This is a genomic window from Niveispirillum cyanobacteriorum, assembly GCF_002868735.1.
Lineage (GTDB): Bacteria > Pseudomonadota > Alphaproteobacteria > Azospirillales > Azospirillaceae > Niveispirillum > Niveispirillum cyanobacteriorum.
Genome location: NZ_CP025612.1, coordinates 705,581 through 720,028, shown reverse-complemented (window position 1 = coordinate 720,028; position 14,448 = coordinate 705,581). Strand labels below are relative to the sequence as shown.

The following is a 14,448-nucleotide window of genomic DNA, read 5'->3' as shown; positions in this document are numbered from 1 at the left end:
GACAGGATGCCGGCAGGTGATGGATCGCGGATCAACCCGACCCACCCGCCGGACGGCGCGCGACAGGGAGGGAGGCGCCATTGGCTTATCGCGATGTATGGGTGCTGCCCGTCCTGGCCTTATTGTATCCAGGTGTCGGTTCCGCGCTCGCCGCCGAGCAGGCACCGCAGATCATGTTTGACGTGCCCGCAGGTCCAGCCGCAGTGGGCCTGAATGAATTGGCGCGGGCCGGCGGGCTGCACCTGTCATACCCGTATGACTGGCTGTCGGGTCGGCGATTGCCAGCAATTCGGGGACGCTTGACCGCCCTGGATGCGCTGGAACAGGCGGCGAAGGCATTGGAGCTTCGGATTGAAAAGCAGGTGGGCAATGCGGTGATCCTGTCGCCCACCCCTGCCAGTGCGCGCCCCGCCGCCCACCGAACAATTACCCAGGCGAACGCGGCCATCCTGCCCGCCATCGTTGTGACGGCGGAGAAGCGGCCAGCAGCGGCACAGCGCACGGCCTTGGCCCTTTCGGTCCTGGACGCAGCGCAGCTGGCAGAACGATCCATCCTGACGCCGACCGACCTGTCGGGCCATGTGCCCAACATGCATGTGGGGCAGGCCAATAATGAAACCGTGATCTCCATCCGGGGCGTCAGTTCCGCTGGCATCACGCCTGCCGCCGATACGTCCGTGGCCTTCCACCTGGACGGCGTCTATCTGCCCCGGCCCTCAGGTGCCGGCAGCCTTTTGTTCGACGTGGACAGGGTGGAGGTGCTGCGTGGACCGCAGGGGACGCTTTATGGCCGCAACGCCACCGCAGGCACCATCAATATCATCACGGCCAAACCCCGCTTCATCCCAGAAGCGGCGGCGGAACTGACCATCGGGTCGCAGCAACGGCTGACCGCGCGCGGCATGATCAACCTGCCACTGGTGGAGGATCGCTTGGCCCTGCGTATCGCCATGATCAACCATCAGCAGGATGGGTATACGCACAACCAGGGGATCGGACAACCCGACGTCAATGACGCGGATCAGATGGCGGGCCGTGCCCTGCTGCTGGCCCTGCCAACGGATTATCTACGGCTGTTGCTGTCGGCGGATTATTATCATCGCGGCGGTGCCGGGTCGGGTCAGGTCCTGATTGGTCGCAAGGACACGGACTTCCTGGGTCTTGGTGCTGCGCAACCTTTTCGTCTGGCCACCAACACTACGCCCAGCGTCGACAATGCACTTTACGGTATTCAGGGACAGGTGGACTGGACGCCGGGTGATGTAACCCTAACCAGCCTGACCGCATGGCGGGCCGACAATGCCGACAACACAACGGATCAGGATGGCGACGCGGTCAATACCCGCACCCTACGTTTCTATAACTACAATCGCAGCTTCTCCCAGGAACTGCGTCTGTCTGGCCATACGGACGGGTTGGGCGACTGGATAACCGGCGCCTATCATTTTCAGGAACGGAACAATGACAACCTAGACCAGTTCACGGATCTGGCGCGAACCCAGGGCGTCATCCTGCGCCGGCCACGACGGCAGGCACGTTCGGATGCCCTGTTCGCCAACCTGCGTCAGGGCTGGACCGACGATGTAACGGCAACGCTGGGCCTGCGCCAATCCTGGGATCACAAGGAAAGCCCGGAAGGGGTGACACGCACGTTGGGAGAAACCACCAACAGCTTCAAACCCGACCATGCCGATTGGCGAAAGACCACTTGGAAGGCGGGGCTGGAATGGCAGGCCGACCACGGACGCCTGTTCTATGCCCATATCGGCAACGGCTACAAGGCCGGCGGCTTTTCCAGCAACCAGATCTATGCCCCTGAAACCCTGATGGCCCATGAAGCGGGGGCAAAGATGGATTGGTCGCGCCTTCGCCTGAACCTGTCGGGTTTCCGCTATGATTTTCGGGATCTGCAGGTCAACAGTTCCGCACCCGACAGTGACGGGGTGGTCCGCACCCGGACCAGCAATGCCGGGCAATCCACGGTCTGGGGGCTGGAGGCGGAAGGCCTGCTGCTACCCGCCCCCGGATGGCAGGTGGAGACGACTTTGTCTTACCTGTCGGCCACCTTCGACCGCTATCCTGTTGCGGGCGATCCGGTGTTTCGGACTCAGCAGGACCTGTCAGGCCGCCGCCTGCCCCGTGCACCCAGATGGACCGGATATCTGGCAGCCGATCGCACATGGTCGCTGGATAATGGCGGGAATCTAAGTCTGCGTGGCGAGGCACGTTACATGTCGCGCATCTTCTTCAGCCCGTTCAACGACATTCCCATCATGGTCGCGGACCGCCTGTACAACCCCTACCGTCTGGCCAGCCAGGGGGCGATCACGGTGATGGCGGCGCGGCTGCGCTATTCGACGCGGGACGATAGCTACGCCGAACTTTCGGTCGATAATCTGACCGACCGGGCCGTGATGATGTCAGCGACCTTCGGTATGGAGGGGGAGATACTGGCAGGATATTCCGCGCCACGGCGTTTCGGCCTGCGCTTCGGGGCAAAATTCTGAAAAAGAGCCCCCGTGTCCATGCGCGACGACACGGGGGCCTCAAGCACGCCCCCGGCCCGCCCAGATGAGAGAGGACGGCGGACCGGAGGCGATCACAGGGACCGGCTCAGTGCAGATGCTTGCGCATGATGTCGAAGATGCCCGTCTGGTCGAAACTGCCCGCCACCGCGTCGGCACCGGGACCGATGGCGAAGGCGGAGACATTGGCGCCGGTATGATACTGGTCACCGTCGGCGCTGGTGCCATGGCCGACCAGCATGGACCCGCCCTCTGCGGTGCGCAGGGCAAGGATGCGATGCGGCACGTGGCCCACCGTCAGCGGACGGCCCAGATCAGCCAGAAGGTATGAGGGAATGGCCTGGGTCGACTGGGCGTGGTCGGCGGTGACGATTAGCAGGGTGTTGCCCTGGCGTTTGGCAAAATCCACGGCGGTCTGCACGGCTCGGTCGAAGGCCAGCAGTTCACCGATCATGCCGCATGGATCGCCATCATGTGCCGCCTTGTCGATGGCCGCCCCTTCCACCATCAGGAAGAAACCCTTGGGGCCCGCATCCTTCTGCAAGCGTCCGATAGCCTGCCGTGTCAGGGTGGCAAGATCGGGCATATCGGCAGGCCGCTTGGGGTTCGGCTCGCATGCGGCAGGAACCGGCTTTTCGATGGCGCCCGTGGACGGGTCGGTGACTTTCGGCTTTTCCGCCTTGCGCCCACCTGGCCCCTGCCATTCCAGGGGCACCACCTTGTCTGACAGCAGGGCCAGAACCGGCCCCTTATCGGGTGCGGCGGCCCAGCCGGCGGGACCCATCACCAGCGACATACCCTTGGCCCTGGCGTAATCAGCCAGCGTACCTTTGGATGCATCGGCAGGGTCCAGCGGCTGTCCCGCCATGGCAGCCCCGCCACCCACCACTAGATCGGCACCGGCGTCGACCACCTGTTCAAAGATGGAACCTTTGCCGCCTGCCGATTTCCGGTCGCCCTCACAACCCGGCAGACTGGGGATGAAGGCGCCCATGCGTGACGGTGTCTCGCAAAAGCGCATGCGGATATGGGCCAGGAAGGAGGCGGGCGTGGCATCGGTCACGGGCGCCGTGGTGACCACACCGGTGCGCAGGCCGCGCGCCTTGGCCATTTCCAGGATGCTGGGCACCGATGCGCCGCCTGGTACCGTGCCGATGCGGCCAACCGATGTGCGTTGCCCGCTGGCCAGGGCCGTGCCGCCGCTGGCGCTGTCACCGACATAATCGCCGATACTAGGCCGCCCTTCTTCCGCCGCCTGCACGATCAGGGAGGCCTGGTGCGGCAGGGTTTCCAGGAACAGGGGCACACCCTGCTTGTTGGCATAGGCGCGCGCGGCGGCGATTTCCGCCCCGCCCATCCCGTCACCAATCATAAGGATGATATTGGCGGGGGCCTTCGTAGCGGCCATTGCCACAGGCGTCAGAGCACAGGCCGACAGCAGCGCCGCCGCAAGGCGACGCCCAATCTTGTTCAATCTCATGGGATTGTCCTTTGCAGAGTGTCCGGGCGGGCGCACGGAGGCACCCGCCCGAAAACAGGTCACATGCGGATACCCAGCTTCACGCCAAAGGTGCGCGGCGGGCCGAAGGCGCCAAACGTCTCCCCACCCGTGCCATAGGTCACGGCGGTCAGGATGGCGTTGTTCTCCAGATTGTCGGCGAAGATTTCGGCGTACCAGTCACCTTCCGCCGGCTTGTACCGCAGGCGAACGGCACTGGCCGTATAGCCTTCCTGCGCGGCCATGGCATAGGGGTTGACGGTCACGCCATTGGCCACGAAGGCCTTGTCATTGAAGGCAGAGAAGAAAATCTTCGACTGGTACCGGGTCTCACCATGCAGGGTCAGGGTGCCATGCTCCCCGACGTCCATGTCAAAATCGAACCCGATATTGCCGGTGAAACGCGGCGCGCGCGGCAGGCGGTTGCCGGACAGGTCCTGTACGGTACGGAACAGGCTGTCGCTGGCGCCGGGATATTTGTCGAAGCTGGCATCCAGATAGGCCAAGGAACTGTTGATCCGCAGGTCGTGGGTCAGCATGGCCTGCAATTCCGCCTCCAGGCCCCAGACGGTAGAACCGGCAGCATTGGTGGTACGGGTACGGACCACCCCATCCTCGTCCGGTACCGTGGCAGTGACCTGCAAATCCTTGTAATCATAATAGAAGCCTGACAGGTTCAGGCGTAGGCGGCGATCCAGCAGGTCATTCTTCGACCCAACCTCATAGGCCAGCAGGCTTTCCGGCCCGTAGTTGCGGTTGGAACTGAACCCACCCGACTTATAGCCGTTGCCGACATTGGCGTAATAAAGGGTCGTGTCATCGGCCTGCCATTCCAGCCCACCCTTCCAGGTGAACTTGTTCCACTCGCCGTAATCGGGGCGAAAGCTGTTGGTGGTGGTGCCGATTGTCTGGGTCAGGCCGACGGGGCTGCCCTTCTCGTCCCACGACTGGCGCAGGCCGACGGTTGCGTTCAGATCATCCACCAGCTCGTAGCTGGCCTGACCAAACAAGGCCTTGGACCTTGCATAGCGTTCAGGGCGGCGCAAGATGACACCCGTGGTGCGCTGCAGGTTCGTATACTGGTCCAGATTGTCGCGATTATGCTCATAGGTGTAATAGGCACCGGCGATCCATTTGAAGCGGTCGGGATCAGCCGCCGCCAGCCGCAGTTCCTGTGAGAAATTGCGGTTATAGTTGAAGAAGCGTGATGTCTGCGTGCCCGTCGCGGTCCCGTCCTGATCCGATGTCGTATCGGCATTATCGCGGCGGAACGCAGTCAGCGAGGTCAGGTCGACCGCACCCAGCCCCCAGGTCAGCTCACCGGAAATGCCGAACAGTTCATTGTCGACATAGGGGATGGTGTTGGTGGCGACCAGCCAGGGCTGGGCGGTACCATTGGCGCGGAAATCATTGTTCAAACGCCCGATCAGGACGCTGTTCGATCCTGCACCGCCGCGATGGTAGTAGTCACCGGACAGCAGAAAGCGGATATTCTCCGTCGGGTTGGTCAACACATGCAGGCGGCCCGCGATCTGGTCCGCGTCGTTCAGCTTGGGCTGACCATTACCGGCATTTCGGGTATAGCCGGCCTGACGATGCGACAGGAAGGCGCCGCGCACGGCCAGCTTCTCCTCGATCACTGGAACGTTCAGCATGCCCTGTACCGTCATGCGCGACAGGTTGCCCACAGCGATCTCCGCCGCCGACTGCAGGCGGTCGGTGGGCTTCGCCGTGATGACATTGATTGAACCGGCAGTGGCGTTGCGGCCATACAGTGTGCCCTGCGGCCCACGCAGCACCTCCACCCGTTCCAGATCGAAGAACATGGAACTGGCACCCGACGGGCGCGGCTGATAGACGCCGTCAACATGGAAGGCCACCGAGGCGTCGGCGGCGGGCGTAATGCCGGCAGAACTGACGCCTCGGATGGAAATTACCGTTTCGTTGCTGGCCTGCCCGATATGCAGGTTTGGCACCTGTCCCAGCAGGGCGGTGGCGGACAGGATATTCTTTTCCGCCAGCGCCTCACCCGCCATGGCCGTCACGGCCAGGGCCGTCTTCTGCACGCTTTCGGACCGCTTCTGGGCAGTGACGATCACCTCCTCCAGCATGCCCTTCTGTTCTTGTGCACCAACAGGCAGGGTCATGGACAGAAGGCAAAGGGTGGCCATGGCGCGGCCCTTGGGGCGGCGCAACTTCCGGGATGACATGATTTCCTCCAGGCATCAAACGGCGGCGATACCGCCTTATTGTCTTTGCGTGAAGGAAGAAGGCGAAAATGGGAAAATCCACCATTGAATTATAAAATAAATATGTAGAGTTAAAATTCAGAAAATCCGCCACAGGACAAATAGATATTTTTGAATTACCTTTAAATGAAAAGGCCGATATGCCCGGAAGGACATATCGGCCGTCATATTTTTCAAAAATCAGGATCGTGTTTACTTCTGGGCCTTCTCCATCACGTCCAGACGCTGGCGCAGCGGATCCGGAATGAAGGCCGCTCCCCCTGCCCCATATTCCATCAGCTTGTCATCGGCCGCACGGTAAGCCGGATAACCGGGATTGCCGGACTTGGCGAAGGCCACGAAATGCTCGTGAAAAGCCTTTGAGATGGCCTGGTCCGCCGCGCTGACTGCACTGGGATAGCGCAGTTCGACGGTGCGGAAAGCATAAGGGATTTCACTGGCGTGCGTGGCACCGGGCATGGTTGCCCGCTGGCTTTCCGCGACATAATTGAAGCGGTAAGCATAGGCGGGTAACCCCGCTTCGGACCATTGCCGGGCCAGATAGCGTGCTGGTTCAATGAAGATGCGGTCACCCACGATCTTCCAGCTGGTCAGCAGCGGGGTCGGGCTGGCATACGCCTGTCGCGCCGCTGCCTCATTGGCACCGAACCCCTTCAGCAGCATATCCGCATCGCCGATGGGGAAGCCGTCCAGGCCGGTGGCGCCGATCATCATCGGCATGCGCGGCGCCTTGCCATCGGCGATACTCTTTGCCGGCTCCTCCGCCAGGAACTTGCCGTCCAGCATGGGGCCGGCATAGTGATCGACGCCGTCGCCCATGATGGACCGCATGTCCAGCCCGTCTACAATCTTGTCCGCCGATAGGGCGCGAAGGGCCGCCAGACCCTTCGCGCTGTCATCGGTCAGGCCGGCCTTGCGCGCAAAGTTCACCCCGCGCATTTCCGCTTGCCGAAGGGGCAGCAGGCCCAGAGTAGTGACACGCCCGCCGCCGGACATGATCAAGGCCTTGTCGAACAGGCCCTTGGCCGCCGGTGCCGCCAGCAGCACATGCACCGACCGGCCACCGGCACTTTCCCCAAACAGGGTGACGTTGGCAGGATCGCCCCCGAAGGCGGCGATGTTGCGGCGAACCCATTTCAGGGCCGCAACCTGATCCATGAAGCCGAAATTGCCGGTCGGCTCAGCCCCCGCCTCCGCCGTCAGGGCCGGATGTGCGAAGAAGCCGAAACGGCCCAGACGGTAATTCAGGCTGACCAGCACCACGCCGGATTTTGCGAAGGCGGAACCGTCATAGACGGCGGGCGACGAGCCGCCATTCACGAAACCGCCGCCATGGATCCAGACCATGACGGGACGCTTGGTCCCCGTCTGCGGCTTGGGCGCCCAAACATTGACGAACAGGCAATCCTCCCCCATCGGGCCGCCCAGCGGGGCGGCATCGCCGGGGAACGGGCTTTGCAGACAGTCCAGGCCATAGGTATCGGCCTTGCGCACCCCCTGCCAGGGGATGACGGGTTCCGGCGGACGCCAGCGCAGCTGACCGACTGGAGCGGCGGCATAGGGAATGCCCTTGAACGCGACGATATCGCCATCGGCAACTCCCTCCACCTTTCCGCCCTCAACAGTGATGGGGGCGGCGATGGCGGCAGGCGCCACGAACAGCAGCAAGGCAACAAACAGGTGACGCATTGTCATCTCCCGATCAACGGCCAAAGCCGATGGGATAGGCCGGATTGACGCTGTCATGCGGCAGGGCCGGCGACTGTGCCCGCACGGCGAACATGTCAGAGGGGATTTCAAAGGGCAGCTTGCCCTTAGGGGGGGTGACACCGCGCAGCGCATCGAACAGGGCCACATCGCTGATCCCGAACGAGGTCAGCAGCAGGGCCGCGTGTGGATACACCGCTGACAGGATCGCGGGCCGGTCCATGTCAACCGCCAGGATGACGGGACCGGCGGATGCCGCCTGTTTGACAATGGCCAGACCGGCGTCATCGGGCTTGAAATCCAGATCGCCCTCATGCTGGCGCGACCCGAAGAAATGGCCGGGATGCAGCGTCTGATGCGGGGTGGCAAGGCGGATCAGGCTAATATCGGCCTTGTCGGCGCTGTCCACAATGGTGAAGCCCGCCGCCTGCGCCGCCGCCGGATCAACACCATGCAGGAACAGGCGCTTGGCCTTATCCGGCAGGGCCACCGGACCCAGCTTGTTTTCCAGCACGACCAGCGACCGGGCCTGCGCGGTGCGACCGGCGGCAACCTTGTCCGCTGAACCGACGATGGCGTCGGCGCGGGCGGGATCGACGAACGGGTTTTCGAACAGGCCCAGCCGGAACTTCAGGGCCAGGACATTGGCCACCGCCGCATCCAGCCTGGAGACGGGCAGTAGCTTCTGCTCCACCGCCTCGCGCACCGGGGTGCCGTCATCGACGCCGCCGAACTGATCAATACCGGCCAGCATGCCCTTCGCGAAGCGCTGCGGCTTGGTCAGATCCTCCACGCCCCAGGGCATGGCAATGTCCTTAGGCCCCTGCTTTGGCGTGCCGGTGCGGCAACTTTCGTTGCAGTCATAGGTGATGGCCCAGTCGGACAGGATCAGTCCCTGATACTTGTGGACCCCGCGCAGCAGATCGGTCAGCAGTTCACGCGAATAACCGCCGCCCACCGGCTCCACCGGCTTACCGTTCAGCACCAGTCCCTTCTGGATAGTGTAGGTCGGCATGATGCCGGTGGCCCCGGCTTCGAACGCGCCCTGGAAGGCCGCGACATGCCGGTCGAAGCCACCCTTGGTGAAGTCGGTGAAACGGCCATAGTAGTTATGCCCGTCATACCCCTCCACGGCAGCGCCATAGCCGACCCAATGCTTGACCACCGTGGCGACGCCGCCGGGCGTCAGGCCGGCATCGGCCCCCTGCATGCCCTGGACGTAGGCCTTAACCTGTGCAGACACCCTCGCCGGGTCCTCCCCGAAGGTGCCGTTTAGGCGGGACCAGCGGGGTTCGGTACCCAGGTCGGCCTGGGGCGACAGGGCCATGGAGATGCCGACAGCGCGGTATTCATCCCGCACCATGGACGCAAAGGTCCGGGTCAGGGCCGGGTCGTCGATGGCCCCCAGGCCCAACGTCTCCGGCCATTGCGAGAAGCCGGTGGTGGTAACGCTGGCACCCGCAGTCACCTGAAAATGGCTGCGCGGATCGGTGGAGATCATGATGGGGATACCCAGCCGGCCACTGGCAGCGATCTCTTGCAACCGGTTGTTTTCCGTCGCAAACTCGACCGGCTTCACGGCCATGCGGGTGATCATGGAGGTGACATGCCGGTCCAGGATCATGGCGCGCGCCGGCTCCAGATCATAGGCCGGACCAGCCGACATCATGCCGCCCTGAACGGGGGCGGTGCCATGCACCGCCTCCCCTGCCTTCTCATCCAGGGTCATGCGCGACACCAGATCGGCGGCACGCACTTCCGGCGACAGGCGCCAATCCTCATAGGGGTTCAGTTTGCCGTCGCGGTTCAGGTCGCGGAAGGTCAGGCCATCGGCCTTCACCTGCGGCTGCCCTGTGGGCAGGGCCGGCTGCGGCGGTGCTGCAACGCTGCCGGCGGCCAGCAGCAGCGCACCAAGCGAGACCATGCCGGCGGTGGTTCTGTTCGACATCTTAGCCCCCTTACGGCTTCAGCGTGCGCTGGCTGACACGGGCCTTGCCCGACAGCACGGTCTGTGCGGCGGACGGACCCACAGCCACGTCGTAATCGCCGCCGTCGATGCGCCACTGCCGACCGGCCTCGTCAAAATGGGCCAACAGGCGCGGATCGGCCTTTACTGTCACAGTACGGCGCTCGCCGGGCTTCAGGTCGATCTTCTCAAACCCGATCAGACGGCGCAGCGGTTTGCCGGCGGCACCGGCCAGATAGATCTGTGGCGCGTCCTTGCCCTGTAATTTGCCGGTATTAGTCACTTCAAAGCTGACGGTCAGCGTGTCGCCCCCCTTCACCCGCAGCTTGTCATAGGTGAAGGTCGTGTAGGACAGGCCATGGCCAAACGGAAACAGCGGCTTCATGCCCTTTGCCGCAAAACGGCGGTAACCCACGTCGGAACCCTCCTCATACACCACATCGAACTGCTGCTTTTCCGGCAGACCCCAGCCGGGCAGGTCGTGGCGGGGATACTGGTCCAGGCTGGCCGGGAAGGTGACGGGCAGGCGCCCGGAGGGGTTGACCTTGCCGGTCAGGACATCGGCAATGGCCTCGCCCCCCTTCTGTCCGCTGTACCAGGCAGACACGACGCCGCCGACCTTGTCCAGCCAGGGCATCAAAACCGGGCCACCGGTTTGCAGCACAACGATGCTGTTGGGATTGGCGGCGGCTACCGCCTCGATCAGCTGATCCTGTCCCTGCGGTAGGGACAGATCGTAGGCGTCAAGGCCTTCGGACATCCACTGGTTGGCAAAGATGATGACGACATCGGCGTCCTTGGCCAGGGCGGCGGCGGCAGCCGGATAACGGCCATCATTGAAGCTGACCGTAGCGCCGGGCAGTGCCGCGCGCAGGGCCTTCAAGGGGGAGGAATTATGGAACGCCTGACGTAGCCAGGCGGCCATGAAGCCTTCGCCACCAACCGGGATCACCGTGGGATTGCCGCCATGGCTGGTAACCTGCGACGAACCGGCACCCGACAGCACGCCACTATCGGCATGGCCGCCGATGACCGCCACCTTCTTCACACCCGGTGCCAGGGGCAGGATACCCTTGTTGGCCAGCAGCACGATGCCTTCATCGGCAACTTGCTTGGCAACAGCTTCATGGGCGGCAATATCGATGGCGGGTGCCGGCTTCTCTTCAAACAGGCCGGCGGCGAACATGGAGCGCAGGATACGGCGTGACATGTCAGACAGGCGTGCTGCGGGAATAGTACCGGCGGCCACCGCCTGCTTCAGCGGTTCGCCGAACCAGACCTGATCATCCAACTGCTCACCCGACTGCTGATCCAGGCCCTTGGCGGCGTAATCTGTGGCGTGCACAGCGCCCCAATCCGACATGACCCAGCCCTTGTAGCCCCAATCACCCTTCAGCACCTTGATCAGCAGATGATCGCTGCCACAGGAATAATCGCCATTCACAAGGTTATAGGCGCACATGACGGAGCCGGGCTGGCCCTTTTCAATGGCGATCTGAAACGCCAACAGGTCGCTTTCGCGGTGGGCGGCTTCGCCGATGACCGAGTTGGCCCAATGGCGGTTGGTTTCCTGACCGTTCAGGCTGAGATGTTTGACGGTGGAGACGATATTCTGTGACTGGATACCCTTGATGCTCTCCCCTGCGAGCGTGCCGGCCAGCAGTGGATCCTCGCCCAGGTATTCGAAGTTACGGCCATTGCGGGGGTCGCGGGCCAGATTGGCACCACCAGCCAGCAGGACGTTGAAGCCCTTGGCAACCGCTTCCCGCGCGATCATGGCACCGCCATCATGGGCCAGCTTGGGGTTGAAGCTGGATGCCAGCGCCAGACCGGACGGAAGTGCCGTGGCCGTGTCACCGGGGCGGATACCCATCGGGTTGGTGACGCCCAGACTGGCGTCGGTTTCTTTCAGCGCAGGAATGCCCAGGCGCGGCACACCGGGAATATAGCCGGCGGCACCAATGGCACCGTCCGGCAACCGCTCGATCTTGAAGGGCAGTGCCATGGGACCATGCAGCAGGCCGATCCGTTCATCCGGCGTCAGCTCCGCATCCAGCAGCTTCGCCCGTTCGTCGGGCGACAGCGTTGGGTCCCGCCAATCCTTGGCCTCTGCCATGCGGATGCCGGTGGCAAGCGCCGTCAGGCAGAGGCCGGCGGCGAGGCCGCCCTTGATCAAGCGGTGGATGTTCATCAATGCCTCCAGGTTGGGTGGAAAAAGCGGCGCGGGGGACCCGTTATGAGGTGGGACGGAAGGGGGATGCACCATGCAGCCCCCCGCGCCGGAGGGAGATCAGAAGTCGATACCCAGGCGCACGCCGTAGGTGCGTGGCGGGGCGTAGAAGTCACCGGTGCCGTTGGAAGCCAGACCAGCCGTCGCATTGGGGCCGGACGTCGTGCGGACGTCGTCATTCTCCAGATTGCGAACGAAGGCCATGACCGTCCATGCACCCTCTGCCGGCTTGTAGGTCAGCGTCAGGTCGGTGCGGGTGAAGTCGTCCTGCTTGTTTTCCAGGAAACCGTGATATTCCAGATACTTGGAAGATTCATAATGGGTCTGGGCGCGTGCAGTCAGGCTGGCGCCGTCCGCCATCGCAAATTCATGCTGATAGCCGAGATTGATCGACCATTCAGGCGTGCGTGCCATATGGCAGCCGGAGAAATCAGCGGGACGCGGGGCTGCTGCCGCATAGTTTGCGCTGTAGCAGCGAACGATGTTGGCGTTGGCGGCGTTGTTGGAGAAGGCGTCACCGCGTGGCAGCAAAAACTTCTTGTAACGCGCATGCAGCCAGGAAACGCTGGCATCGATACGGTCGGCCTCGGTCAGCAGGTAGTCGGTTTCCAGTTCCAGACCGTAGATTTCCGCCTTGTCGGCATTCAAGGTCACTGTCGCGTCTTGGCCCGCGATGGTGCCGATTGCCGATATCTGGAAATCGCGGTAATCATAGTAGAAGGCCGAGGCGTTAAGCTGCAGACGGTTGTCCATCAACCGGTTCTTCACGCCCAGTTCGTAGGAAGTGATGGTTTCCGGCTTGTAATCGTTCGGCTCCACCCCGTCGAAATAGCCACCGGCCTTGTAGCCCGTGGCGACGTTGGCATAGAGCATACTGCTTTCAGCCAGATCATAATCCACGCCGGCACGCCAGTTGACGCGGTCCCAGGTATTGTCCGACACGTTCAGGGTCACCGTGCTGGTAATGGCGCCGGCATTATTGGTGAAATAGGTACCGCCATTGCGGCCCTTGCGGTCCTTGGTGTAGCGCAGGCCACCCGTGAAGCGCAGTTCATCAGTCGCCGACCAGGTGGCCTGGGAGAAGACGGCCTTGGTGGAGGCGAAGACATCGGGTTGAATGAAGCTCAGATACCGGTTGTCGGCCAGGAAGATACGGAAGTCGACGTCATTATCTTCCTTGAAGTAATAGGCGCCGATGACCCATTTCAGGCTGTCGGTTTCCCCACCCAGACGCAGTTCATGCGACCAGGTCTCGTCAATACCGTAGAAATAGTTCGGGGCATGGGTGGACGGGTTCTCGCCCACGCGGTCATCCTTGGCCGAATTGAAACCAACCAGATAGGTCAGTTGGGCAAAGTCCAGGTCGTAATTGACCTCCGTCCCCGCGCTCCAATAGGTGTTGTCGCGATACGTGTTGACTCGGGACAGGATGGTGCGCGGGTCACCCGTTTCCATCGGATAGGCAACGTCGCCGCCATTATTGCCGCCACGGGCCAGCCAGTCGGCACGCAGATTGATCGACAGGTTCTCCGCCGGTGTCCAAAGGGCCTGGATACGGGCCGACTTGTCGTCCTGGCTGTCCTTGTCATTGCCAGCCACGGGGCCCTGAGTGATCGACTTCTGATAGCCGTCATGGCGGGTCGTCTGGAAACCGGCGCGCACCGCGAACGTGTCATGCAGCGGCACGTTCAGAACGCCGCTGGTGGTCAGCGCGTCATAATTGCCGAACTCCACCGCGGCGGAGCCTTCAAGCTGCTGTGTCGGCTTCTTGGTGATGACATTGATGGCGCCCGCGGTGGCGTTGCGGCCATACAGTGTTCCCTGCGGTCCGCGCAGCACTTCAACCCGGTCGATGTCATAGAAAAGGGCGCCCGTGGCCGTCGCGCGGGCGATGTAGATGCCGTCGATATGATAGGCGACGGCGGAATCACCCACCTCCGTCACGTTAGTGCTACCGATACCGCGCATGAAAATCTGCGAAGCGCCGCCGCCGGTATTAGTGATCTGCAGGCTGGGGACCGTTGCAGACAGATCGACAACGCTTTTCACGCCCGCACTTTCCAGGCCTTCGCCGGTGATGGCGGAAACGGCCAGCGGCGTTTCCTGAAGGTTTTCGGCGCGGCGCTGTGCCGTGACGACAATCTCGTCCAGCTGCAAGGCATTGTCTGCCGTCTGTGCCAGGACGGTAAGGCCGGGCGCCATGGCAACGATGGCCGCACCGAACATCAAAGAGGATTTGCGCATAAAGTCACTCCCTTTTCGTCTTTTGATCG

Annotated in this window: 7 protein-coding genes; 1 reads left to right on the top strand and 6 read right to left on the bottom strand. The window is 62.8% G+C overall.

Annotated elements, in window-relative coordinates; translation table 11 throughout:
- Positions 1-80 precede the first annotated feature (80 nt).
- A complete protein-coding gene (locus C0V82_RS18890) occupies positions 81-2,507 on the top strand; it encodes a TonB-dependent receptor (RefSeq protein ID WP_102113973.1) in 2,427 nt (808 codons plus the stop codon).
- A gap of 106 nt (positions 2,508-2,613) precedes the next feature.
- Here the strand turns inward: C0V82_RS18890 and C0V82_RS18885 are convergent, their stop codons facing one another.
- The 6 genes from C0V82_RS18885 to C0V82_RS18860 all read right to left on the bottom strand — a co-directional run bounded on the left by C0V82_RS18885 (position 2,614) and on the right by C0V82_RS18860 (position 14,419).
- Complete coding sequence (locus C0V82_RS18885; protein WP_102113972.1) at positions 2,614-4,005, bottom strand: alkaline phosphatase; 1,392 nt, start codon at positions 4,003-4,005, stop codon at positions 2,614-2,616.
- A gap of 59 nt (positions 4,006-4,064) precedes the next feature.
- Positions 4,065-6,233 (bottom strand): TonB-dependent receptor, encoded by a 2,169-nt coding sequence (locus tag C0V82_RS18880; RefSeq protein WP_102113971.1) that lies wholly within the window; start codon positions 6,231-6,233, stop codon positions 4,065-4,067.
- Positions 6,234-6,464: 231 nt separating this feature from the next.
- The gene (locus C0V82_RS18875; RefSeq protein WP_199772530.1) at positions 6,465-7,961 is read right to left on the bottom strand and encodes a carboxylesterase/lipase family protein; all 1,497 of its coding nucleotides are present in this window, start codon (positions 7,959-7,961) and stop codon (positions 6,465-6,467) included.
- A gap of 13 nt (positions 7,962-7,974) precedes the next feature.
- The gene (locus tag C0V82_RS18870) at positions 7,975-9,927 is read right to left on the bottom strand and encodes a glycoside hydrolase family 3 protein (protein WP_199772529.1); all 1,953 of its coding nucleotides are present in this window, start codon (positions 9,925-9,927) and stop codon (positions 7,975-7,977) included.
- Between the two features lie 10 nt (positions 9,928-9,937).
- The gene (locus tag C0V82_RS18865; RefSeq protein ID WP_102113969.1) at positions 9,938-12,136 is read right to left on the bottom strand and encodes a beta-glucosidase family protein; all 2,199 of its coding nucleotides are present in this window, start codon (positions 12,134-12,136) and stop codon (positions 9,938-9,940) included.
- 99 nt (positions 12,137-12,235) lie between these two features.
- A complete protein-coding gene (locus tag C0V82_RS18860) occupies positions 12,236-14,419 on the bottom strand; it encodes a TonB-dependent receptor (protein ID WP_188595143.1) in 2,184 nt (727 codons plus the stop codon).
- Between the last annotated feature and the right edge of the window lie 29 nt (positions 14,420-14,448).

Coding starts and splice junctions, on each gene's coding strand:
- C0V82_RS18885 (WP_102113972.1), bottom strand. CDS start 4,005: ATGAGATTGAACAAGATTGGGCGTCGCCTTGCGGCGGCGCTGCTGTCG.
- C0V82_RS18880 (WP_102113971.1), bottom strand. CDS start 6,233: ATGTCATCCCGGAAGTTGCGCCGCCCCAAGGGCCGCGCCATGGCCACC.
- C0V82_RS18875 (WP_199772530.1), bottom strand. CDS start 7,961: ATGCGTCACCTGTTTGTTGCCTTGCTGCTGTTCGTGGCGCCTGCCGCC.
- C0V82_RS18870 (WP_199772529.1), bottom strand. CDS start 9,927: ATGTCGAACAGAACCACCGCCGGCATGGTCTCGCTTGGTGCGCTGCTG.
- C0V82_RS18865 (WP_102113969.1), bottom strand. CDS start 12,136: ATGAACATCCACCGCTTGATCAAGGGCGGCCTCGCCGCCGGCCTCTGC.
- C0V82_RS18860 (WP_188595143.1), bottom strand. CDS start 14,419: ATGCGCAAATCCTCTTTGATGTTCGGTGCGGCCATCGTTGCCATGGCG.